This is a genomic window from Ruegeria sp. CK3 (assembly GCF_056536565.1).
Window position 1 is genome coordinate 325,234 of record NZ_JBQFPV010000007.1, and the last position, 20,443, is coordinate 345,676.

A 20,443-nucleotide genomic window follows, 5' to 3' on the forward strand; every position below is an offset into this window, starting at 1 on the left:
GAGACTCTCGACAAGAAATCGAATGGTAGCGAAGCCATGGCACACACGGCCGGCGCCGCTCTGGCGCGCAAATTGTCATTGGGGCAGGGGGATCTGGGGGATCGACCCCGCTCGATCCTGCGGGCGCTGCGCTTGGGCTTTGCACGGGCCGCAGGTGAGCGTTTGAACCTTCCGCTGGCTGTTATTGGGGCAAAACAGGCAGATCGGGCGCAGAACGGGCTTGCGGCCACATTGGCCGAGGATTGGTTGCTGCTGAAATTTACGGGGCCAGAGGGGATTGCTGCGGCCTGTCTGGATTTGAACTGCGTCTCGGCCATCGTTCAGACCCAAACCATTGGTGAGGTTACACCGGACGCGCCCGCCGCGCGAGGCTTTACGGATACGGATGCCGCCATGGCCGCACCACTGGTCGAGGATGCGTTGCGCCGTGCTGTCGGTCTGGTCGATGCGGCAGATCAGCCGGGTTTGACAGGGTATGAGTATGCCTCACGGGCGGTGGATTTGCGCGGTCTGACCTTGTCGCTGGTGGCAGATAGCTGCCGCGTTTTTGACCTGACTGTGGAACTGGGAGGCGGGTTGCGTCAGGGCCAGATCACGATCGTGCTGCCCGATCCGCCGGCGCCCGACGAAGCTGAGGTCGAGCTGGATATCGACACTGGCCCTCGGCTGGAGCAGTCATCAGGCGTCGTCCGGGCCGAGCTGAACGCCGTGGTGTGCCGGATGAGGTTGCCGTTGGCACATCTTTCCACGCTTGAGGTAGGCAGCCTGTTGCCGCTGACCGGCGCACGCTTGGATCGGACTGAGGTTCTGACGATCGAGCGCACCCGCGCCTCGGTCGGGCGACTGGGCCAGTCGGGCGGGATGCGCGCCGTTCGGCTGAACGAAAACGCACCGCTGCCCGCGCTGGATGCTTTGGAGTCCGCCGAATTCATAGAAACCCGCCCCGCTAATGTCCGGGGCGAAATGGCTGACACAGACGTAGATATCCTGTCCGACCCTCTCGATCTGGTCGCGAGCCCCTCAGTTGCCGATCCGGTCGACGACGACCTGAGCCTTGTTGAACCTGATCGAATGGTTGCAGAAATCTCGCAACTGGCGGGCCTCGATGGCCCGAAGGATGGGGAGGTCTGATCTAGTCTGACGTGTTGCGCAGTTGATCCAGAGTGGGGCGCAGCTGCTCCAATTGGTATCCAGCATTGGTGGTAGCAGTCAGAATCTCATCCGTACTCATCTGGTCGCATTGACCCAGAGCCCAAACGACCGAGCAACGCGTGCCGGACGCGCAATACGCCAGAACCGGGCCAGAGCAATTTTCGGCCATACCCCGCTGCCGGGCGACGTTTTCGGGTGTCATGGTCTGGTGGGTCAGTTCCAGCACCTCGTATTCCAGCCCGGCTGCGCGGACCGCGTCTCCGATGGCATCTGATTGCATGATCTCGGGAACTTCAGCATTGGGTCGGTTGCAGATAACCTTGACGAAGCCGGCCTCGGCAATGGCGGGCACGTCCTCGACAGTGATCTGCGGGGACACGGCGTAGCGGGGGGTTATTGGTCGAATCTCCATGCCAATTGATTAGGCCGCGTTGGCCGCCCTGTCCAGTTGCGCGCGCAGCCCCGGCGCCAACCGCATCCCCGCCGCCATCGCAACCAGAAAGACGGCGCTGCTGGTCCCGCCATAGGATAGTGCCGCCATGGCTGGGCCGGGGCATAGGCCGACCAATCCCCAGCCTGCGCCAAACAGGACTGAGCCGAGGATCAGCCCTCGGTCAAGTTCGGTCCGTGCAGGTGCGGGAAATGTGCCGCCAGTCAACGGTTGGCGGGTCTTGGTCACGCGCCACGCGACCAACATGGGAAGAATCGCGCCGCCCATGACAAAGGCCAGAGTCGGGTCCCATGCGCCGAAGATATCCAGCCAGCCTTGTACCTTTTGGGTATCCGTCATCCCCGACAGCAATAGCCCCGCGCCAAAAAGCGCGCCCGACAGCAAAGCGATCAACAACCGCATCAGATCACCCCCAAACCGTGGCGGAACAAGGCCAAAACCACCGCTCCAGCAGCGATATAGATTAGGGTCGCAACAATCCCGCGCAGAGAAAACCGAGAGATGCCGCAGACCCCATGACCCGATGTGCAACCGTTGGCCAACCGCGTGCCAATGCCAACGAGCAACCCGGCAACGACCAGAAGGCCCAGATTTTCTGTCAGGTGAGTTTGAGGCTGTTCGCTCATCAGACGGCTCATGATCAGCGGCATACCGATCAGCCCCAAGACAAATACCAGTTTCTCGCGCCTTGCCGGGCCGTCGATTAAACCTCCCAGAATGCCACTGGCCCCCATGATCCGGCCATTGCCAAGCAGGTAAAGCGCAGCGCCGCAGCCGATCAGGATGCCGCCACACAGGCCCCATATCCAGTCCGGGTTCATTCTATATCCATCCTATACTGGTGGCGCAGGTCACAGCTTGTTGATCGGCAATTTCAGGAAAACATCGCCCTGTTCGTCGGCCGGGGGCATCTGACCCGCGCGCATATTGACCTGAAGCGACGGCAGAATCAGCCTGGGTTTGGAGAGGGTCGCGTCGCGTGCGTCCCGCATTTCAACAAACTCTTCGATGCTGCGACCTTGCCCGATATGGATGTTCAGCGCTTTTTGCTCGCCCACCGTCGTCTCCCACGCATACTCATCCCGGCCCGGAGCCTTGTAGTCGTGCCCCACAAAAATTCGGGTCTCATCGGGCAGAGACAGGATTTTCTGGATTGAAGCAAAAAGGGTCTCGGACGAGCCGCCTGGGAAATCGCATCGTGCGGTGCCGAAGTCGGGCATGAACAAGGTGTCGCCGACAAAGGCGGCATCGCCGATCACATAGGTCAGGCAGGCCGGCGTATGACCGGGTGTGTGCAGCACATCGCCTCGCATCTGTCCGATGTGGAAACTGTCGCCCTCGCGGAAGAGGGCATCAAACTGGCTGCCATCGCGCTGGAACTCGGTCCCTTCGTTGAAGATTTTGCCAAAGGTTTCCTGCACCTCGACGATGTGATGTCCGATCCCGATTTTGCCGCCCAGTTCCTGCTGCAGATATGGCGCAGCCGAGAGGTGGTCTGCATGCACATGGCTTTCCAAAATCCACTCGGTCTTGAGGTCGTTGGCGCGCACATAAGCGATAATCTGGTCGGCAGAACTTGTCCCCGTCCGGCCCGAAGCATGATCGAAATCCAGAACGCTATCGATAATCGCACAAGCGCGGCTGCTGTCTTCGTGGACGACGTACGAGACCGTAAAGGTCTGGTCGTCGAAGAACGCTTTCACTTTTGGCTTCATGGTTTCCTCCACTTAGACGACATATAAGAAAAACAGAATATGATACAAGAGCCAGTTCGGTTTTTGATGTCCGTCAAGGCACGACAGATGAAATTTGCCTAAACTTTAACCCAGACGCGCAGATTTGCCGAACAGGCTATTTTAGCGGGCAATAAACCGCCATCGTTTCCGGTAGCATCTTCGTGTCGTATCCGCGTTACCTATATCGGGGATACTGACAATTGGGAGGATCACAATGACGACAGATAGCCTCTATTTCGAAGCGCAAGAGCTAGAGCAAAAGCTTCAGAACGCGTGTCTGGATACCCGATTGGCGCTGCAGCCTAGTTTCAGCAAGATCGTAGATCGCATGCGTCAGCAGGGGATGCATGTTCCGTCGCGCATGCGCCGACTGGATGCGGCCCTGTGCGAGGACGCAATGGAAGCGCGGTTTGACAATTTGCCGATCTGATCGGTCGGGTTATCCCAGCGAAATGCCGAGGATGACCAGCATTAGCCCCATGACCGACAGAAACAACGCCCCAAGGTTCCAGGGCAGAACACCCTGAACAACAGCGCGCAGTTCGTCATCTGAAAGGCCCGCTTTGCGGGCCTTCATCACGCGCAGAATACACCAGATCAGACCGACAAGCCCGGCCACTGACAGGGCGGCGCCGCCCCAGGTGATGATTTCGAACATGGTTGCCTGCCTTTGCTGGTGCCGTGTTTTTGCGCTTAGCGGATCAGGGGCCTGCCGACAAGCCCGCCCATGGGATTGGGTGCTTGCGACCCGGGCACCGGCGATGTATCCGGCACCATGCCCGATGTCTCAGCATCGCAATTCAGCCTCTGGGAGAGACCTACATGGAAGACATGACCGAAGATCAGGCCGCCGCCAACTACCGCGTGACTGCAGGCGAGCTGCGCCAGTTCATCGAACGGATCGAGCGTCTGGATGCCGAAAAGAAAGATCTGGCCGAGCAGCAGAAAGAGGTCATGGCCGAAGCGAAAGCGCGCGGCTACGACACCAAGGTCATGCGCAAATTGGTCGCTCTGCGTAAGCGCGACAAGGATGATATCGCCGAAGAAGAGGCGGTTCTCGAAATGTATAAGGAAGCGCTGGGTATGTAGCGAAATGCAGCCCGTGTCAGGGCTGCAGAACCCTTACGCCGGGCATGGCGCGTAGTGCCGCGAGATCCTGTTCATAGATCTCGGAAAACGCGCTGACCACGTCTGAAGTCCAGCCCGGAATCTCCAGCTCTTCCTCGATCTGGGCGGTGTCGGCATGTTCATCAAACAGATGGGTCAGACTTTCCCGCAGCATGTCCCGATCCTGCCAGGCAATTTGTTCCAGCAGTTGCGTCAGCTCTGCGCGGCCCGCGTCCGTCAGCACTGAGGCAAGGAACGCGTATTCATGTTGCAGGGCCGCCTTGTCCGGTAGTCCGGCAAGCGTTCTGAGGATATCGCCCCAGATAAGCGGAGTGTCTTCATTGGCCCAGAGCGTGATCTGAACGTTCGGAGCTCTTTCTCGCAGGTCGTTGATCATGGTCAGCCAGTTCAGGCTGCTCAGGTCGGTGTTCCCTAGAACGGCTTTCCGCCGCTCTTCGGGCAGTGACATCAGCAGTTTCGAGATGAAGCTCGCTGGGTTCACCAGCGCGAAACACAGCTCGATTTGATCCGCCTCTAGAACACGGTCCAGGAACGCAATCCGCTCGGCTGCATTGGGATAAAATTGCCCGTGCAGAATCGCGGCTCGCCTGGGGCCAAAAACCTTGTCGCTGGACAGGACAGAGCGATCACAGGTGGTGCGGTCGGGAAGAACCTCGTTCAGGCCCATCAGAACCTCTGGCAGAGGCACGCCGGTTGTCATGGAATCTGACGCAATTTTCACAAACTGCCTTCCCTGCGCGAGGTCCAGAGGAATGACCCGCTGCTGGTTCAGAACCGACGCGTTCGCCATTAGGGTTTCGATCAACCGGTCATTGTCGGAAAAGGCCACGCCTGCGTGGATAACAACCTGCATCTTCGTCCTGTTCTTGCCGGGCTCCTTGCTCCGGTGTTACAGCCTGCGCCTTCATCGGTAAATGCCGTAACTGGCAAGCAGGTGGTTGGCTGCTGGAGACATCGCAAATAAATCGAGGCGTGCCACCTGTCCGCAGAGGCCGGCTTGAACTACGCCCTAGCCGAATGCGGTACCCTTTTGGCAAAACCTGGTAAGGTGGCCTAACCAGTCAATACCTGCCGCTCATACATAGGGGAGGGGGCCTCGGCCAACGGATTATCCTCGGGCGGGCAGAGCAATACCGCGAAAACAATCAGCGCAGCCAACAGTGCCGTCTTCATTTCTACCAAAGCCCTTGATTTCATCACGCGTCCCTTCGCCTTGTAAGCCTCATTACCCATTCAACGCATCAACTCCGAATTTCCGTCGAAAGATTTTTGCAGGTTTTTGTCTTTTTCCGCTTGCAGGCTCGCGCGGGAATTTATACATCCCTCCTCACTCAACGGCGCGGGCGTAGCTCAGGGGTAGAGCATAACCTTGCCAAGGTTAGGGTCGGGCGTTCGAATCGCCTCGCCCGCTCCATTGAGTTAAGGTCTTCGGACCAACATATGTATCTGATGCGGGCGTAGCTCAGGGGTAGAGCATAACCTTGCCAAGGTTAGGGTCGGGCGTTCGAATCGCCTCGCCCGCTCCAGATACAAACCTTCCAAACTGATTGATTTTGACTGAACGCGGCGCGTCTGTGTTTGGCATTGGCCCGGAGGTCTTTCGCGACCGGGCCGATTCTGCCGCATCATGAGTGCAGGTTCATCTCAGAACGCTTTGAAGGTCATCGTGGTCAAGGATCGTTCGATGTTTGGAATCACCAGAAGATGTTCGTTGATGAAATGGCCGACATCCTCGGTTTCTGGGATATAGAGTTTCAGCAGCAGATCGTATTCGCCGCTGGTGGAGTAAAGCTCCGAGTGAATCTCGCGCAGGGCGATCTCTTCGGCTACCTTGTAGGTGGTGCCGGGTTTGCAGCGGATTTGGATGAAAACGCAGGTGGACATGTGCCGGGCCTTTTGACTTGAGTTTCCGGCAGGCTGGCATGGCCCGGACCTGTGTGCAATCCCCTGCAACAGTTTGAAACGAATGCGCTGCGGGCACTGGATCAACTCGCCCAACCCCGTCTATAAGCGCGCCTGTAGCAAAAGGAATTCGCCCATGCGCAGCGCAAAGATCAGCCGTCAGACCGCCGAGACCGAGATCTCGGTCGAGGTCAATCTGGACGGCACCGGCCAGTATGACAACCAGACCGGCGTTGGCTTCTTTGACCACATGCTGGATCAGTTGGCGCGTCATTCGCTGATCGACATGACGATCAGCGCCAAGGGCGACTATCACATCGACGACCACCACACGGTCGAAGACACCGGCATCGCGCTGGGTCAGGCTCTTACGCAGGCATTGGGCGATAAGAAAGGCATCCGCCGCTACGGCGAGTGTCACTTGCCCATGGACGACGCTCAGGTGCGTTGTGCGCTGGACCTGTCCGCGCGCCCGTTCCTGATCTGGAACGTGGACCTGCCCACCCAGAAGATCGGCACGTTCGACACCGAACTGGTTCGCGAGTTTTTTCAGGCGCTCAGCACCCATGGCGCCATCACGCTGCATATCGACCAGCTGCACGGTTTCAACAGCCACCACATCGCTGAGGCTGCCTTTAAGGCCGTTGCCCGCGCACTGCGGGATGCGGTCGAAACCGACCCGCGCAAGGCGGATGCGATTCCGTCAACGAAGGGCGCGTTGTAAGCGTAACCCGAAAAGTGGGCACCGGTTTTCGGACAAGTTGCGCACAGAAAGGACTCAAATGCTCACCGCGATCATCGACTACGAGAGCGGCAACCTGCACTCGGCCGAAAAAGCTTTTCAGCGTATGGCGAAAGAACTGAACGCGGGTGAGGTCGTTGTGACCTCGGACGCGGATGTTGTCGCGCGCGCGGACCGGCTGGTGCTACCCGGAGACGGAGCGTTCCCGGCCTGCGCCGCCGAGCTGCGTGGACACAAGGGCATCTATGACGCGATGGTTGAGGCGGTCGAACAGAAAGGTCGCCCCTTCCTCGGTATCTGCGTCGGGATGCAGTTGATGGCCTCAAAAGGCCATGAATATACCGAAACCGATGGTCTGAATTGGGTCGCTGGGGACGTGCTGCGGATCGAGCCTTCGGACGCTTCGCTCAAGGTGCCGCATATGGGCTGGAACGATCTGGTTTTGGATAGCGATCACCCGGTGTTTAATGGTGTGAAATCCGGCGATCATGTCTATTTCGTCCACTCCTACCATTTCCGTGTCAAGGATCCGGCGCAAAGGCTGGCTTATGTGGACTATGGGCAGGACGTCACGGCCGTAATTGGCCGCGACACGATGCTTGGGATGCAATTTCACCCCGAGAAAAGCCAGGATGTTGGCCTGCGTATGATCGGCAACTTCCTGACTTGGGCGCCCTAGGGCGTTACTGAATGCGGGTCCAGGTCTGCCCCCGGCAGACCAATCCGCCTGCGACACAGCCTTTGACCGTAAGCTGGTTCTGGTTGTCCAGTGTCATTTTGGAGTTGTAGGTCTTGTCGCGATCCGGGGCCCAGATCTTGCCGTTGTCATAGCTGCCACTGCCTTCTGCAACCATGTCCCAGATGATCTGTTTACCCAGGTTTTCATAGTCCAGTATCTGGTCGCCATTGCCATCAAAGGCGCTGTCGATAGTGCCGCAAATTGCGCTGCCGCATTCGCTGATCGACACGTGCAGGTACCCACCTGTGTCGCCCGGTTGTGTTTTCCACAGCCCATCCGCCGGATCTGCCGCCATCGCGCCTGTGGCCAGTGATGCAAAAGCAATCGAAAGTGCAAGTTTCTTCATGATAACCTCCCTGATTTGGGTTCACTCTGGCCCGGTGTCGGGCTACGGGCAAGATTGACTTTGCGTCGCTAACCCGCTTGTGCGATACGCCGCCCGTGTAACATTCAGATAAGGCCGCTCGACATGATCCTGTATCCCGCAATTGACCTGAAAGACGGCAACGCTGTTCGCCTGCTGCGCGGAGAAATGGACAAAGCCACCGTTTTCAACGAGGACCCGGCCGCGCAGGCCCGTGCCTTTGTTGAAGCGGGATGTGAGTGGCTGCACCTCGTCGACCTGAACGGTGCCTTCGCGGGCGAGCCGGTCAACGCTGCTCCGGTCGAGGCGATCCTGAAGGCTTGCGATGTGCCCGCCCAACTGGGAGGCGGTATTCGGGACATGGCCACTATCGAGACTTGGATCGAAAAGGGTTTGGCGCGGGTTATTCTGGGCACTGTTGCGGTCGAAAACCCTGATCTGGTGCGTGAGGCCGCAAAAGCCTTCCCCGGTAAGGTCGCAGTTGGCATCGACGCTCGCAACGGCATGGTCGCAACCAAAGGCTGGGCCGAGGAAACCGATGTGCAGGTCACCGATCTGGCCCGCAGCTTCGAAGATGCTGGCGTTGCGGCAATCATCTATACCGACATCAACCGCGACGGCGCGATGCAAGGCCCGAATATCGAAGCCACAGCCGCGCTGGCCCAAGCCGTATCCATTCCGGTCATTGCCTCGGGTGGCGTCAGCTCATTGAACGATCTTATCGCCCTGCGCGATTGTGGTGTTGAGCTGAACGGCGCGATCTCGGGCCGGGCGCTGTATGATGGCGCGATTGACCTGGCCGAGGCCATTCGCGCCCTGAGCTAAACGCCTTACTGCGCGGCAGCCGAGGTCAGTTTCTTCAACGCACCGCGCATTTTCTCGATCACGGGCGAGTTTTCGACCTCATCAAGGTCATCCATCGTCTCTTTTGGGTCTTCATAAGCCAGCCAGACCTGCCCGTTCGCATCCTCATAGGCCTGCACTTTTAGCGGCAGGAACAGGCCTGCACGCGGGTCGATCTGCATCGCGGGTGTCCCGAGGGCTGGGTTGCCGAAGATCAGCACCTGATTGGGCGGAATCGGCGTGCCGACTTTTTCGGCACCGGCTGCGTGGTCGATGCGCGCGAAGACCGTTGCGCCTGCGTTGCCCACAGCGGCTTCGAGTGCGTCCAGCGCCTCGGGCACAGATTTTGTGGTTTCTACTTTGATGATATCGTCAGCCATTGCGGCAACTGCTCCTGCAAAAAGGAAAGTGGTGGTCAGAATAAGGTTTCGCATCTTATTGATCTCCTGATGAATTTGGGGACAGTTTTCACAGGTTTGAGAAGGGTGACAATCACAAGTCTGGCATCGGCGGGGCTTTGCCGGTAAGGGTGCGGGCAACAAAGGAAAGCGCATGCTGAAAACCCGTATCATTCCCTGTTTGGATGTTGCCGATGGCCGTGTGGTCAAAGGTGTGAATTTCGTGGGTCTGCGCGACGCAGGCGACCCGGTGGAATCGGCCAAGGCCTATGACGCCGCTGGCGCAGATGAGATCTGTTTTCTGGACATTCATGCAACGCATGAGAACCGCGGTACCATGTTCGATGTAGTTCAGCGCACGGCGGAGCAGTGCTTTGTTCCTCTGACCGTGGGTGGCGGCGTGCGTACCAAGGATGACGTGCGTGCCCTGCTGCTGGCAGGGGCTGACAAAGTCAGCTTCAACTCGGCCGCTGTCGCCAACCCGGATGTCATTGCCGAGGCGGCAGACCAGTTCGGCAGCCAATGCATCGTCTGCGCCATCGACGCCAAAACCGTCAGCCCCGGAAAATGGGAGATATTCACCCATGGTGGCCGCAAGCCCACCGGCATCGACGCGGTCGAGTTCGCGAAAACCGTGGTTGCCAAAGGTGCTGGAGAAATCCTGCTGACCTCGATGGATCGGGACGGAACCAAGTCAGGGTTCAACCTGCCGCTAACCCGCGCAATCAGCGACGCGGTGGATGTGCCTGTGATCGCATCGGGTGGGGTTGGCAATCTGGACCATCTGGTCGAAGGCGTCACCGAGGGCGGGGCGAGCGCCGTACTTGCGGCCTCGATCTTCCATTTTGGTGAATACACCATCCGCGAGGCCAAGGAACACATGGCCACCGCCGGTATCCCGATGAGGCTGACATGAGCATTCTGCACGATCTGGCCTCCACAATCGAGGCGCGCAAAGGGGCGGACCCGGACAGCAGTTGGACTGCAAAGCTGCTGGCCAAGGGTCCAGAGAAATGCGCTGAGAAATTCGGCGAGGAGGCCGTTGAGGCCATCATCGAAGCCGTCAAGAATGACAAAGACGGGCTGACGGCCGAGGCCGCTGACGTGCTGTATCACCTTCTGGTCATGCTGGCCTCGCGCGACGTTGCGCTGGACAATGTGCTGGCGGAGTTGGCGCGGCGTCAGGGCCTTAGCGGTATCGCCGAAAAGGCCGCACGCCCAAAAAGTTAAGCTCAGTCTTCCGTCCGCGCCGAAGCGGTTCTATGATCATGTTTCACGGTCTATCGGTCGAGGGACATCACAATGATCAGAGCTTTGGCCTGCGTTCTGGCCCTCGTGACTTTGGGCGCCTGTGCGGCCCCGCCACCGTCCACCGGTGATGAAGTTCAGCGTCTTGCCTCGGAAATCCAAAGCCTCGGTCCCGATATCGACCCGGCTGAGGCCAACCGGGCCGCCCGCATTGCGTATTCTTACACCGCGCAGCTGGTGCAGGAATACGAGATCACCGATCCTCCGTTGATCCACAATGCCAAGGTCAACAAGGGCCTGCGCCCTCGCGGGTTATGCTGGCACTGGGCCGAAGATATCGAGCGGCGGTTGAAGCAAGAGAACTTCCAAACGCTGACCCTGCACCGCGCCATCGCCAATGCCGACAATCCGCTGCGAATCGACCACAGCACAGCCATTATCAGCGCGCGGGGTGAGTCACTCTATGACGGCGTTGTTTTGGACCCGTGGCGTTATGGCGGGGTTCTTTTCTGGTCTCCGCTGCAGGAAGACACAAGATATGACTGGGTCCCGCGCGAGGTCGTTCTGGAAAAGCGCAGGCAAGAGCAGGTGGCCCGCCTCAAACCCTACCAGGCGCAGTGACGCTATAGTTTGGAAGAAATGATACCAGTGCTGAAGCCGCCCATGCGTAGCTCTCCGAACAGGCGCTGATATTCGATCTTGGGGCATCGATTCATCACCACATCCACGCCGCGCGCCTCCGCTTTGGCGGCAGCCTCTGCGTGTTCAACACCGATTTGCATCCAGATGGTGCGCAAGGATGGGAATGCCTCCAGCGCCTCATCAACGATCGGAGGCACAGCCTCAGGGCGGCGGAAGATATCCACCATATCAACATCTTCTGTGATGTCTGACAGGCTGGCGCGCACGGTTTGGCCGAACAACTGCTTTCCCGCATGGCCGGGATTGACCGGGATCACGGTAAAACCTTTCAGCGACAGATAGCGGGCCACGTAGAAACTCGGCCGCACCTCGTTCAGGGACACCCCGACCACGGCAACGGTCTTGGTGCGCTTCAGTATGGATCTCAGGAACTCATCAGAATAGTCAGCCATACCGCTACCCTATGCGACGGCTGAAAAAGAAAAAAGCGCCCAAGAAACCTTGGGCGCTAGTTGTTGGAACGAGGGACAGTGAAATGACCCGCGGCAGTTCCGTTCCGCGGTCACTGTGACATTTAGGCATGTTTTGGTTAAAAAAAAGAGGGAGCGCTCATTTTTGTGATGACTTTTCACAAATGGCGGAAGGTTGCCTATTCTCGATACAGAATCTCAGGCCAGTTCCCTTCGGCCTGATGGATGTATTCCAACTGATCCTCACGCCATTTCCGCTCAATTTCAGGCGAAAACGTCAAGTATAGGCGCCCATCTACCACCTGCCAGGCCCCCGGATCAGTTCCCTTGAGGATGCCTTGTGCCATCGCATAGGAACAATACCCCCCGAACTGAGGGGCAAAAGCGCGCGGATTTGCCTCGAATAACGCGCGGTTTTCGAGGGATGCGAAATGCCATTTGGCTCCCTTCCAGGTCACCGAAATTTCGGGGTGGCCCTGCACGGGTATGTCACCCTGAAAATATGACACTGGATCGTATCCCGCCATCGCAGCCCCCTCAGGCGCGAAATACACGGGCATGGGCTGCGCAATAGCGGCAGAAGCGAGAAGAGTGGCGCTTAGCGCGCCAATGAGAGCGTGGCGGATTGGCATAGGTATAACGGAATCATGGACTCAGCGTCTCAATCTGCAACGTTTTGCGCTGCGAGGCACCCCAGATGACGCGGTTGTGATCATTCCAAGGCGCGAGGATCAGTCGAAGATATCCTCGATCACATCCCAGGCCTCATCTATCACGCGCGAAAACAGGGTTTTCTTCTTTTTCTTGCGGTTGGATTTCGGCTGGGCGGTATGGGATACCGCATGTTTTCTTGGCGCGCTTTCGATCACCTTGCGCTTGGGCAGCATCTTGAGGTCATGCAAAGGCGCGCCGCAACTGGAACAGCTCAACTCATGCCGCTGCTTTCCCTTCAGGACAAGCGCCGCTCGGGTCCCGCAAAAGCAGCAGGTGGCGATTTTCGATGGGCCAGAAATGACGCGCTCCTATCCTGTGTACCGTGAGGCATATAGGGCAATCGCCGCCGCATTTGAGACGTTCAAAGATCCGAAACCACCGGCTGCGTCAATTTTCACCAGTTTGTCCACGGTTTCCTTGGTCTTTTGCCGCAATCCGGGGCCTTCTGCACCCAGCACCAGCGCCACCGGACGATCACGTTGATCCCCTATGGCAGCCTCGATCGTATCCTCGGCCTCACCATCGAGACCCAGCACCAGAAAGCCCATGCCCTGCAACTCGACAATCGCGTCGGCCAGATTGCGGACCCGCAAATAGGGCTGACGCTCCAAAGCGCCGCTTGCGGTTTTGGCCAGCGCCCCAGTCTCAGGCGCGGAATGGTGCCGAGTCCCGATCACAGCGCTGGCGCCCAACACTTCGGCCGAGCGCAGAATCGCCCCGACATTGTGCGGGTCTGTCACCCGATCCAGTAAAACCACTCGAGGGTGTTCGCGCCCTATACAGTTTTCGGCCAACCCGCCCCATTCCAGCGGCTTGACCTCAAGGGCGGCACCCTGATGGACTGATCCCTGATCAATCGGAGCGTTGAACTTCCGTGGATCGACCATCTCGGCCTCGATCTCAGCAAAATCAATGGCTTCCGCCAGTTTGTCACGGGCATTTCGGGTCACAATCAGGCGCAATTTCTGCCGTTTCGGGTTCATCAGCGCATCGCGCACAGCGTGCAGACCAAACAGCCAAACCGTTTCCGAAGCGGCTGCTTTGCGCGCCTGTTCCTTTTCCACGACCCACTTGGGTTTCTTCATTTTATTGGCCTCCGGGCCGGGCGTTCGATTTCCTGCGTCAAAGCGTTATTTTCCTGTTGACGCTCCTTTGGTGCGCTAGTAATCACGCCTCCACGTCAGGTGCAACGCCTGACAGTGGGCGACAGGCCGCAAGGTGTGGCAGGGGACTGTAACTCCCTCGCGGAGACGCACGCCTGGTTCGATTCCAGGGTCGCCCACCACTTTCTCTAGCAAAAAATTATGGCAAGTCTATCAGTGTAGGCTGAGAAGCACTTCGATATCACGGCGGCTTAACCGTCGCAGAAGCGCCCTGTCTTCAGCCAGCAGAGACTCACCGCTTTCGATCTGTTTTTCAAGAAACGCGGCGATCTCGCTTGTTGGCTGATAATAAAGGTCGATCTGTTGTTTGCTCAGATCTTCAACCAGCTTCCGGAGGAGTTGTTTCTGTTTTTCCGAGTCAAGATCTTTGCGCTTGTCTTCCAGCATGGCCATTCGCTTCGTTTGTTCACACCCAAATTGTAGGACGGTGAGAGCGTTTGACAAAGTCGTACCGTGCGGCTTCTACGCAAGCACGAGTTGGGTCGGTAAGCGTGACATCGTTCCAAAAAAGACGGGGCGCGCTGGAAACAAAGCGCGCCCCTATCTCAGGGAGGAGAAACCGATCTCGCGTTCGAAACACACCATGAACGCTAACTCGTTACACTGTTGACTATGGCGGCTTTCGATTTTGCGTTCAGTGATGTTGTTCACGTATGGACTGCTCAGCGACCGAGTCTGCGTGTCGACCCGCCGCTACTGCAGCCTTAGCAGTCGTTCGCTTGCCTTAATGTGTATCCATTGCCTGTGCAGAAGCCCCTTTGTTTGTCAGCTGGCTTGAAAGGGAATTTACGTCGGACCTCAGTTTTCTTCATTTCTCTAACAATTGATGGCTTCGTTTATTTCTCTCTAAGCAGAGCGAAACACTAGGCAAGCATAGCAATGATAGCTGCGAGAACGATCACGCCCAGTATTGTCAACTTTGTTGCGGCGACTGCCCCATCAGCCCGTGCTTCCCACTTTGTCTTGGGGCGGTTCACGGCGTGGTTCCATCCGAGGTCGTTTTCATCTTGGTGAGGCATTATTCGTGTCTTTCGCGTCGATTTTAGGTGAGATTTTCTGTAACAAGAATATCCCGATGATTGCGAAAATCGGTGTGAAAAATATGCAGATCAAAAGCCACAGCAACGGGTTGCGATGCCTGTTGCTTGCCATACACATGGGCAAGTAGACGTGTAGCCACAGCATGAAAAACAGTGCGATGATTAGAGCGGAGCCAGCAAGAGTTTCCGTCAATACATCACTTAAGTATCTTACGGTTGTTTCGGTATTCCGAGCTAGCTCTTAGGTAATGCCTTGCGGAGTGACTTAACTATTGAAATCCGGTCAATGTTTTTGGATATCCTGCCAATTTTGAGTGACGTCCCCCCATGCAAGATACTCAGGTCCGCTGTTGCTAAAGTCAGATGAAACGTATGATCTGCTGCTTCGCAGCAACTTCAAGTGATACAGGTGTGCCGCCAACCATCACCTTCCGTCCATCACGCCCAGCTTGGTGTTGGTACACCGCTTCGGCCAGGGCTGCGTGGGTCTCGTTGGGCATTAACTTGTCAGCCAGTTCGTAGAACGAGAATGCACGTTCTTCCAGACCAGCTATGTCGTTGGTCATATCCACGTTGCGGGCAGTCTCCATCATGGTGTTGGCCCGCTGAGGTTCAATCTCGACGAATGCACCGACCCGTTGCGGCAGGCAGCTGATTCGATGGTTAAGTAGACCGGCGGTGGCAGTTCCTGAAACATGAGGACTTTCCTGTGCTGAATGCACGCGAGCAGCAACTAGACTGCAACTGTCGGCACGGCCTCGATGTTTGGGACGAAAGGGAATGGGCGGAGACCTAAGATGTCAAAAATTCTACTTCCCGTTGTCACAACACGTCGCCCGCCTTGGGATAGAGGCAGACTAGTCGGACAGAAGCGTCTATCGCAGTAGAAGCAGGTCTAGGCCATTCGTGCTCGGCTCGAACTCGCAAACAAGCTGAGAAACCTCGCTGTGTATAATCTTGGCGTCGATAGCAAGTAAGCGCGGGTGCGATCTCGTCCGCCTTAGGGTTAACGATCTCGCCGTTGGCAATACTGTTCGTGATCGGGTGTCCGATGTTCGAAGCAAAACTGCGAAACCCGTTCAATTTGAAGTGACAGAGAAAACCCGTGAGGTCGTGTCGCAATGGTTCTCTTCGCCGGACATGCGTGGACAACAGTATCTGTTTCCAAGTCGTATACGTGCTTTGCCGCATCTTTCGATCCGGCAATACGCCAGTCTTGTCCGGGAATGGGTGTCTGCGATTGGTCTCGATCCGTCCAGCTATGGTACGCATTCGCTTAGGCGCACCAAGGCGGTTTTGACATATAGAAAGACCGGATACGGCTCAACCTCCTCTCGGTCACAGCCAGGTGGACAATACAGTACGCTACCTTGGCGTCGAACTTGAAGACGCCCTTAGTATTGCCGATCGTCTCGATCTTTGACGATTTGAGCGGGCGAAATTTGAACATAGGCGCGAAGCCATCCTCATGCTATTTTTAGGATGGATTTGTAGGACGGGAAGCTGTTGGATCGCCAGCACTCAAAAGAGATTGACCGTGTCTTAAGCGGGTTCGATACGGGGCGGGACCGACTTGTCGCGGATAGCTGGCAGCGATGTGTTGAAACCTACGGTATGGATCCCTCTCGACAGGAACCCGCGCACATCCTCCCTGACACCAAATTCCGAGAACACCTGGAACAATCCGAACGTCTGATCGCAACCGCGCGTTCGGGGCTGCAATCGCTGTTTGCGCAGGTGGCAGGGCAGAACTACGTCCTGCTGCTTGCGGATGCAGATGGCGTCTGCGTCGATTTCTTTGGCGACCGGAACTTCGAGGACGAGCTCAGAACTGCGGGTCTTCATCTAGGTTTCAAGTGGACGGAAGAGTTGGCAGGAACGAACGGAGTGGGGTCGTGTATCGTTACGGGTCAGCCGGTGACGATCCATCAGAGTGATCATTTTTCTATCACGCATACGCCGCTGTCTTGCACGGCAGCGCCTATTTTTGACACCAAAGGAGCTCTTGCGGCTGTTCTGGATGTGTCATTGTTGCGTGGACCCTCACCAAAGGCGTCGCAAAATCTGGCCATGACATTGGTGACGAACTCCGCCCGTCGCGTCGAGATGGCAAACCTGATGGCATCGACGCGGCGTGATTGGGTCCTGCGCTTTTCAGCCAGCCCTGAATTTCTTGAGGTCGATCCCGAAGCGGCGGTCGCAGTGGACGGAGGCGGCAAGATCATCGGTATGACCTCGGGGGCCCGACGTGCACTTGACCCGGACGGTTCGGGCCAACTGATCGGGTCGCAACTACAGGACTGGCTTGAAATCAGTGTTGATGACATGCCCGAATTCATGCGCGGCAGACCGTCCGAAGACCGCGTTCTGCGCCTCAAGGACGGGCGCGCGCTCTATGGTCATGCCGTTGCTCCACAGACGCCGCAGATGACGGCAGCTCTGCGCAAACGGGAAAAGGTTCTGCCTGGTGCCCTTGGTGGTTTTGCAGGGCCGGATGCGGGCCTTCAGCAACTTTTGAACAAAGCTGCGCGTCTTGCGCCGACCAATCTGCCGCTTTTGCTGACCGGTGAAAGCGGGACGGGCAAAACAAAACTTGCACGCGCGATCCATATGGCCGACACCGCTACACACGACTTCCACAACGTGATCTGCTGCGACACGCCAACATTCAATTTCTGCCATGCTATCGAACCCGGCACACTGTTCCTGCGCGGCGTTGAAGACCTGAGCGAGCCTGCGCAGGCCTCTCTTTTAGCGGTACTTGAGCGGCGGGCTGATCTGAGGATCATCGCCTCATGCCGGCGGCCCCCGACCGGATTGCAGGGCAGTCTGCGCGAAGATCTGCTGCACCGGATTGCGGGGGCCACATTGTCTTTGCCGCCTTTGCGCCACCGTGTGGATCTGGATTGGCTGATTGATCGTCTGCTCCGACGGTTTGCCAGCCATGATATTCGCCTGTCGACCGCTGCCCGCGCCGACCTTAAATCACGATTGTGGCGCGGCAATATTCGTGAACTGGAACATCTGCTGCAAAGTTCGGTCGCCCTGTGTAAGGACAACATCATCGACTTAACGGATTTGCCCGCCCCGGCGCTCGCACCTACGCAAAAGCAGGACTCAGATGATCTGGAAGCACTTCTGCGTGCTTGCGATTGGAACATGTCCCAACTGGCAAGGCGCCTTGGTGTAAACCGATCGACGATCCTACGCCGTATGCGAAAAGCCGGGCTTAGACCGCCCGCTTAAACGCATATGTACCCGTGTTGCGCCCTTGTTGCGCGCGCAACAAGCAATGGCGTTTTTGGACCGAACCAAGTGTTGATGCGCCAAATCCGCTTGCCCGAAGGGTCGCGGATTTGCCAACCTTCTGCTCTGTGGAGATAGGGAGGATAACATGCTCGACACAACACTCTCGGATCAGGTGCAGGGATTTCTGGATGACTTCGGTGCGGCTTTGTCCCAAGGCGATATCGATGCCGCCTGCGATATGTTGCAGGACGATTGCTATTGGCGCGATCTGGTCAGCTTTACCTGGAATATTAAAACGGTTGAAGGTAAAGCGCAGGTGGCAGATATGCTATCGCATCAGCTGGCCACAACCAAGCCGAGCGGTTGGAAAATAGCCGAAGGTGAGGTTCCCACTGAAGACGGCGGAATAACCACCGCATGGATCGAGTTCGAAACCGAAGTGGCACGCGGCTACGGGTTGATCCGCCTCAAGGATGGCAAGATATGGACCCTGCTGACCACGATGGTCGAGCTGAAAGGTCATGAAGAACCCAAAGGGTTCAATCGTCCACTTGGGGCCAAGCATGGTGCGGGGAAACACAGGACCACATGGGCAGAAGAACGGGTGCAGGAAGAGGCTGAACTGGGCTACAAGACACAGCCCTACTGCGTCATCATCGGCGGCGGTCAGGGTGGTATCGCCATGGGCGCGAGGCTGCGTCAGCTGGGTGTGCCGACGATCATCGTTGAACGGAATGACCGGCCGGGCGACAGTTGGCGCAATCGCTACAAATCCCTCTGCCTGCATGATCCGGTCTGGTACGATCATCTTCCTTACATCAAGTTCCCGGAAAACTGGCCCGTCTTCTCGCCCAAGGACAAGATCGGTGACTGGCTTGAGATGTACACCAAAGTGATGGAGCTGAACTATTGGACGCGCACGACGGCCAAATCCGCCACTTTCGATGAAGACAAGGGCGAATGGATCATCACTGTCGACCGGGACGGTGAAGAGGTTGTACTGCGGCCCAAACAACTGATCATGGCGACAGGGATGTCCGGCAAGAAACGCATGCCTGATTTTCCGGGTATGGATGTTTTCAAAGGCGAACAGGTGCATTCGTCGGAACATGAAGGTCCTGACAAATGGGCCGGTAAGAAAGTCGTTGTGGTGGGGTCCAACAACTCGGCCCATGACATCTGCGCCGCGCTCTGGGAAAACGATGCCGATGTGACCATGGTGCAGCGGTCCTCAACCCATATTGTCCGCTCGGACACCCTCATGGAAATTGGACTAGGGGATCTTTATTCCGAACGTGCAGTGAGGTCTGGCATGACGACCGAAAAGGCCGATCTGATCTTTGCATCTCTGCCTTATCGCATTCTGCATGAATTCCAGATTCCGGCCTATGCAGCGATGAAAGAACAGGACAAAGAGTTCTATGACGGCCTGGAAAAGGCCGGGTTCTGGCTTGACTGGGGCGATGACGATAGCGGGCTGTTCATGAAGTACCTGCGCCGCGGATCGGGCTATTACATCGATATCGGGGCCAGCCAGTTGATCATTGATGGCGAGATCAAGCTAAAACGCGGTCAGGTCACCGCGCTTGATGAAACCGGAGTCATCCTTGATGACGGAACGCATCTGGATGCCGACCTGGTGGTCTATGCGACGGGGTATAATTCGATGAACGGCTGGGTCGCGGACCTGATGGGTCACGAGATGGCAGATCGGCTTGGGAAATGCTGGGGTCTGGGCTCTGACACAACCAAGGACCCGGGGCCTTGGGAAGGCGAGCAACGCAATATGTGGAAGCCGACACAGGTTCCAAACCTTTGGATGCATGGTGGAAACCTGCATCAGTCCCGGCACTATTCACAGTTCCTCTCGCTGCAAATAAAGGCCCGGATGGAGGGTATTCCGACGCCGGTCTACGGCCTTCAAGAAGTGCATCACCTCAGTTAAAGCATTCGCTAGAACCAAGAAGCGGACTTTCAATTTTTTCGATTGAAAGTCTGCTTTGTGTCGCAGACCTGTCATTTGGTGAAAATCGCTCAAAGTCCACTGTGCGGACTTTGCAGCCATCCGCATTCTTAATTCAAAGGACCGCAGTCAGGCCCAAGCGGACCTTGGCAGAAATCAGAACTCGCCTTTTCAAGAACAATTTTGTGTCTAGAGAGAAACTCCCTGCGGCAACTCTCTTGTCCAATGCGACAAGTCATTGCCTGACAATCGACAAACCGCTAGCAACAAACTACATTCGCCGGGACGGTTGCTTCAAGCTAGCTTTGCCGATAACCTGTTGTTTATGTTCAGTTCGTCATTTCCCATGGTGACAGTTTCGGAACTGGGGGCTTTGCCTACTTTGGTGGGATGTGTCGCAAACTCTGAGGTATAGTTGACGAGCCTGGGTGATCTGAGTTTTTTGTACTAGTCGATTAATTTTCGAACAGGTTATTTGAGCATGATCTCGTTAAAGGGC

At 57.0% G+C, this 20,443-nt stretch carries 27 protein-coding genes and 3 tRNA genes; 14 read left to right on the forward strand and 16 right to left on the reverse strand.

The annotated features are described in order from the left end of the window. Nucleotides 1-36 precede the first annotated feature (36 nt). Nucleotides 37-1,131: a FliM/FliN family flagellar motor C-terminal domain-containing protein gene (locus ACR0C3_RS12640; RefSeq protein ID WP_480758757.1), complete on the forward strand. Its 1,095-nt coding sequence runs from the start codon at nt 37-39 to the stop codon at nt 1,129-1,131. Between the two features lies 1 nt (nt 1,132). Here ACR0C3_RS12640 and ACR0C3_RS12645 read toward each other — a convergent pair whose 3' ends face one another. Genes ACR0C3_RS12645 through ACR0C3_RS12660 form a run of 4 tightly spaced genes read right to left on the reverse strand, consistent with a single transcriptional unit; the run spans nt 1,133 to nt 3,318 of the window. Beyond that, on the reverse strand, nt 1,133-1,564 hold the full coding sequence (locus ACR0C3_RS12645) for a TIGR01244 family sulfur transferase (protein ID WP_170691780.1): 432 nt from the start codon (nt 1,562-1,564) through the stop codon (nt 1,133-1,135). 9 nt (nt 1,565-1,573) lie between these two features. Further along, nucleotides 1,574-2,005, reverse strand: coding sequence for a DUF6691 family protein (locus ACR0C3_RS12650; protein ID WP_170554091.1), 432 nt, complete (start codon nt 2,003-2,005; stop codon nt 1,574-1,576). After that, complete coding sequence (locus tag ACR0C3_RS12655) at nt 2,005-2,424, reverse strand: YeeE/YedE family protein (RefSeq protein WP_170468083.1); 420 nt, start codon at nt 2,422-2,424, stop codon at nt 2,005-2,007. Before ACR0C3_RS12655 ends, ACR0C3_RS12650 begins: the two co-directional genes overlap by 1 nt. A gap of 30 nt (nt 2,425-2,454) precedes the next feature. After that, the gene (locus ACR0C3_RS12660; RefSeq protein ID WP_170468081.1) at nt 2,455-3,318 is read right to left on the reverse strand and encodes an MBL fold metallo-hydrolase; all 864 of its coding nucleotides are present in this window, start codon (nt 3,316-3,318) and stop codon (nt 2,455-2,457) included. A 235-nt stretch (nt 3,319-3,553) separates the two neighbouring features. Here ACR0C3_RS12660 and ACR0C3_RS12665 point away from each other — a divergent pair, with 235 nt between their 5' ends. Further along, entirely contained in the window at nt 3,554-3,769 is a 216-nt protein-coding gene (locus ACR0C3_RS12665; protein WP_480758759.1) for a hypothetical protein, read from the forward strand. Nucleotides 3,770-3,778: 9 nt separating this feature from the next. On the opposite strand, the gene ACR0C3_RS12670 is transcribed toward ACR0C3_RS12665, so the two are convergent. Then, a complete protein-coding gene (locus tag ACR0C3_RS12670; RefSeq protein ID WP_170468076.1) occupies nt 3,779-3,997 on the reverse strand; it encodes a hypothetical protein in 219 nt (72 codons plus the stop codon). Nucleotides 3,998-4,161: 164 nt separating this feature from the next. Between ACR0C3_RS12670 and ACR0C3_RS12675 the strand changes: the two genes are divergently transcribed. Beyond that, complete coding sequence (locus tag ACR0C3_RS12675; RefSeq protein ID WP_170374913.1) at nt 4,162-4,428, forward strand: DUF2312 domain-containing protein; 267 nt, start codon at nt 4,162-4,164, stop codon at nt 4,426-4,428. A 16-nt stretch (nt 4,429-4,444) separates the two neighbouring features. On the opposite strand, the gene ACR0C3_RS12680 is transcribed toward ACR0C3_RS12675, so the two are convergent. Continuing rightward, the gene (locus ACR0C3_RS12680) at nt 4,445-5,320 is read right to left on the reverse strand and encodes a hypothetical protein (RefSeq protein WP_480758760.1); all 876 of its coding nucleotides are present in this window, start codon (nt 5,318-5,320) and stop codon (nt 4,445-4,447) included. Nucleotides 5,321-5,520: 200 nt separating this feature from the next. After that, nucleotides 5,521-5,700, reverse strand: coding sequence for a hypothetical protein (locus tag ACR0C3_RS12685; RefSeq protein WP_480758761.1), 180 nt, complete (start codon nt 5,698-5,700; stop codon nt 5,521-5,523). Nucleotides 5,701-5,806: 106 nt separating this feature from the next. Here ACR0C3_RS12685 and ACR0C3_RS12690 point away from each other — a divergent pair. Together ACR0C3_RS12690 and ACR0C3_RS12695 are read left to right on the forward strand one after the other, a co-directional pair. Next, nucleotides 5,807-5,881: transfer RNA gene (locus ACR0C3_RS12690), tRNA-Gly, on the forward strand. Between the two features lie 37 nt (nt 5,882-5,918). After that, nucleotides 5,919-5,993 (forward strand) — tRNA-Gly (locus ACR0C3_RS12695). A 118-nt stretch (nt 5,994-6,111) separates the two neighbouring features. Here the strand turns inward: ACR0C3_RS12695 and ACR0C3_RS12700 are convergent. Then, on the reverse strand, nt 6,112-6,351 hold the full coding sequence (locus ACR0C3_RS12700; protein WP_050602861.1) for an Lrp/AsnC family transcriptional regulator: 240 nt from the start codon (nt 6,349-6,351) through the stop codon (nt 6,112-6,114). Between the two features lie 154 nt (nt 6,352-6,505). Here ACR0C3_RS12700 and hisB point away from each other — a divergent pair, with 154 nt between their 5' ends. After that, nucleotides 6,506-7,093, forward strand: coding sequence for an imidazoleglycerol-phosphate dehydratase HisB (gene hisB / locus ACR0C3_RS12705; protein ID WP_480758763.1), 588 nt, complete (start codon nt 6,506-6,508; stop codon nt 7,091-7,093). Nucleotides 7,094-7,151: 58 nt separating this feature from the next. Beyond that, nucleotides 7,152-7,790, forward strand: coding sequence for an imidazole glycerol phosphate synthase subunit HisH (gene hisH / locus ACR0C3_RS12710; protein WP_480758764.1), 639 nt, complete (start codon nt 7,152-7,154; stop codon nt 7,788-7,790). Nucleotides 7,791-7,794: 4 nt separating this feature from the next. On the opposite strand, the gene ACR0C3_RS12715 is transcribed toward hisH, so the two are convergent. Next, nucleotides 7,795-8,196, reverse strand: a complete 402-nt coding sequence (locus ACR0C3_RS12715) for a DUF2147 domain-containing protein (protein ID WP_480758766.1) — start codon at nt 8,194-8,196, stop codon at nt 7,795-7,797. A 123-nt stretch (nt 8,197-8,319) separates the two neighbouring features. On the opposite strand from ACR0C3_RS12715, the gene hisA reads away from it, so the two are divergent. Continuing rightward, the gene (gene hisA / locus ACR0C3_RS12720; protein WP_480758767.1) at nt 8,320-9,039 is read left to right on the forward strand and encodes a 1-(5-phosphoribosyl)-5-[(5-phosphoribosylamino)methylideneamino]imidazole-4-carboxamide isomerase; all 720 of its coding nucleotides are present in this window, start codon (nt 8,320-8,322) and stop codon (nt 9,037-9,039) included. A 5-nt stretch (nt 9,040-9,044) separates the two neighbouring features. Here the strand turns inward: hisA and ACR0C3_RS12725 are convergent, their stop codons facing one another. Then, the gene (locus ACR0C3_RS12725) at nt 9,045-9,491 is read right to left on the reverse strand and encodes a DUF302 domain-containing protein (RefSeq protein WP_480668693.1); all 447 of its coding nucleotides are present in this window, start codon (nt 9,489-9,491) and stop codon (nt 9,045-9,047) included. Nucleotides 9,492-9,609: 118 nt separating this feature from the next. On the opposite strand from ACR0C3_RS12725, the gene hisF reads away from it, so the two are divergent. The 3 genes from hisF to ACR0C3_RS12740 all read left to right on the forward strand — a co-directional run bounded on the left by hisF (nt 9,610) and on the right by ACR0C3_RS12740 (nt 11,324). Beyond that, entirely contained in the window at nt 9,610-10,371 is a 762-nt protein-coding gene (gene hisF, locus ACR0C3_RS12730) for an imidazole glycerol phosphate synthase subunit HisF (RefSeq protein WP_170480242.1), read from the forward strand. Continuing rightward, nucleotides 10,368-10,685 (forward strand): phosphoribosyl-ATP diphosphatase, encoded by a 318-nt coding sequence (locus tag ACR0C3_RS12735; RefSeq protein ID WP_480758769.1) that lies wholly within the window; start codon nt 10,368-10,370, stop codon nt 10,683-10,685. The genes hisF and ACR0C3_RS12735 overlap by 4 nt, the downstream gene beginning before the upstream one ends. Before the next feature lie 72 nt (nt 10,686-10,757). Then, a complete protein-coding gene (locus ACR0C3_RS12740) occupies nt 10,758-11,324 on the forward strand; it encodes a hypothetical protein (RefSeq protein WP_480758771.1) in 567 nt (188 codons plus the stop codon). A 2-nt stretch (nt 11,325-11,326) separates the two neighbouring features. Here the strand turns inward: ACR0C3_RS12740 and ACR0C3_RS12745 are convergent, their stop codons facing one another. The 4 genes from ACR0C3_RS12745 to rlmB form a co-directional block, all read right to left on the reverse strand. Beyond that, nucleotides 11,327-11,797, reverse strand: a complete 471-nt coding sequence (locus ACR0C3_RS12745) for a CoA-binding protein (protein WP_480758772.1) — start codon at nt 11,795-11,797, stop codon at nt 11,327-11,329. 197 nt (nt 11,798-11,994) lie between these two features. Further along, entirely contained in the window at nt 11,995-12,375 is a 381-nt protein-coding gene (locus tag ACR0C3_RS12750) for a YHS domain-containing (seleno)protein (protein ID WP_480758773.1), read from the reverse strand. Between the two features lie 171 nt (nt 12,376-12,546). Beyond that, the gene (locus tag ACR0C3_RS12755) at nt 12,547-12,828 is read right to left on the reverse strand and encodes a hypothetical protein (protein WP_480758785.1); all 282 of its coding nucleotides are present in this window, start codon (nt 12,826-12,828) and stop codon (nt 12,547-12,549) included. Between the two features lie 9 nt (nt 12,829-12,837). Continuing rightward, the gene (rlmB, locus tag ACR0C3_RS12760) at nt 12,838-13,614 is read right to left on the reverse strand and encodes a 23S rRNA (guanosine(2251)-2'-O)-methyltransferase RlmB (protein ID WP_480758775.1); all 777 of its coding nucleotides are present in this window, start codon (nt 13,612-13,614) and stop codon (nt 12,838-12,840) included. 116 nt (nt 13,615-13,730) lie between these two features. Here rlmB and ACR0C3_RS12765 point away from each other — a divergent pair. Beyond that, a tRNA-Tyr gene (locus ACR0C3_RS12765) sits at nt 13,731-13,814 on the forward strand. A 31-nt stretch (nt 13,815-13,845) separates the two neighbouring features. Here ACR0C3_RS12765 and ACR0C3_RS12770 read toward each other — a convergent pair. Further along, nucleotides 13,846-14,085 (reverse strand): hypothetical protein, encoded by a 240-nt coding sequence (locus tag ACR0C3_RS12770; protein ID WP_419739011.1) that lies wholly within the window; start codon nt 14,083-14,085, stop codon nt 13,846-13,848. Between the two features lie 1,006 nt (nt 14,086-15,091). Beyond that, nucleotides 15,092-15,325 (reverse strand): hypothetical protein, encoded by a 234-nt coding sequence (locus ACR0C3_RS12775; protein ID WP_480526941.1) that lies wholly within the window; start codon nt 15,323-15,325, stop codon nt 15,092-15,094. 910 nt (nt 15,326-16,235) lie between these two features. On the opposite strand from ACR0C3_RS12775, the gene ACR0C3_RS12780 reads away from it, so the two are divergent. Both ACR0C3_RS12780 and ACR0C3_RS12785 read left to right on the forward strand, forming a co-directional pair. Then, nucleotides 16,236-17,978, forward strand: a complete 1,743-nt coding sequence (locus tag ACR0C3_RS12780; protein ID WP_480758787.1) for a sigma-54-dependent Fis family transcriptional regulator — start codon at nt 16,236-16,238, stop codon at nt 17,976-17,978. Nucleotides 17,979-18,126: 148 nt separating this feature from the next. Beyond that, nucleotides 18,127-19,926 (forward strand): NAD(P)-binding domain-containing protein, encoded by a 1,800-nt coding sequence (locus tag ACR0C3_RS12785; protein WP_480758776.1) that lies wholly within the window; start codon nt 18,127-18,129, stop codon nt 19,924-19,926. The last annotated feature ends 517 nt before the right edge of the window (nt 19,927-20,443 follow it).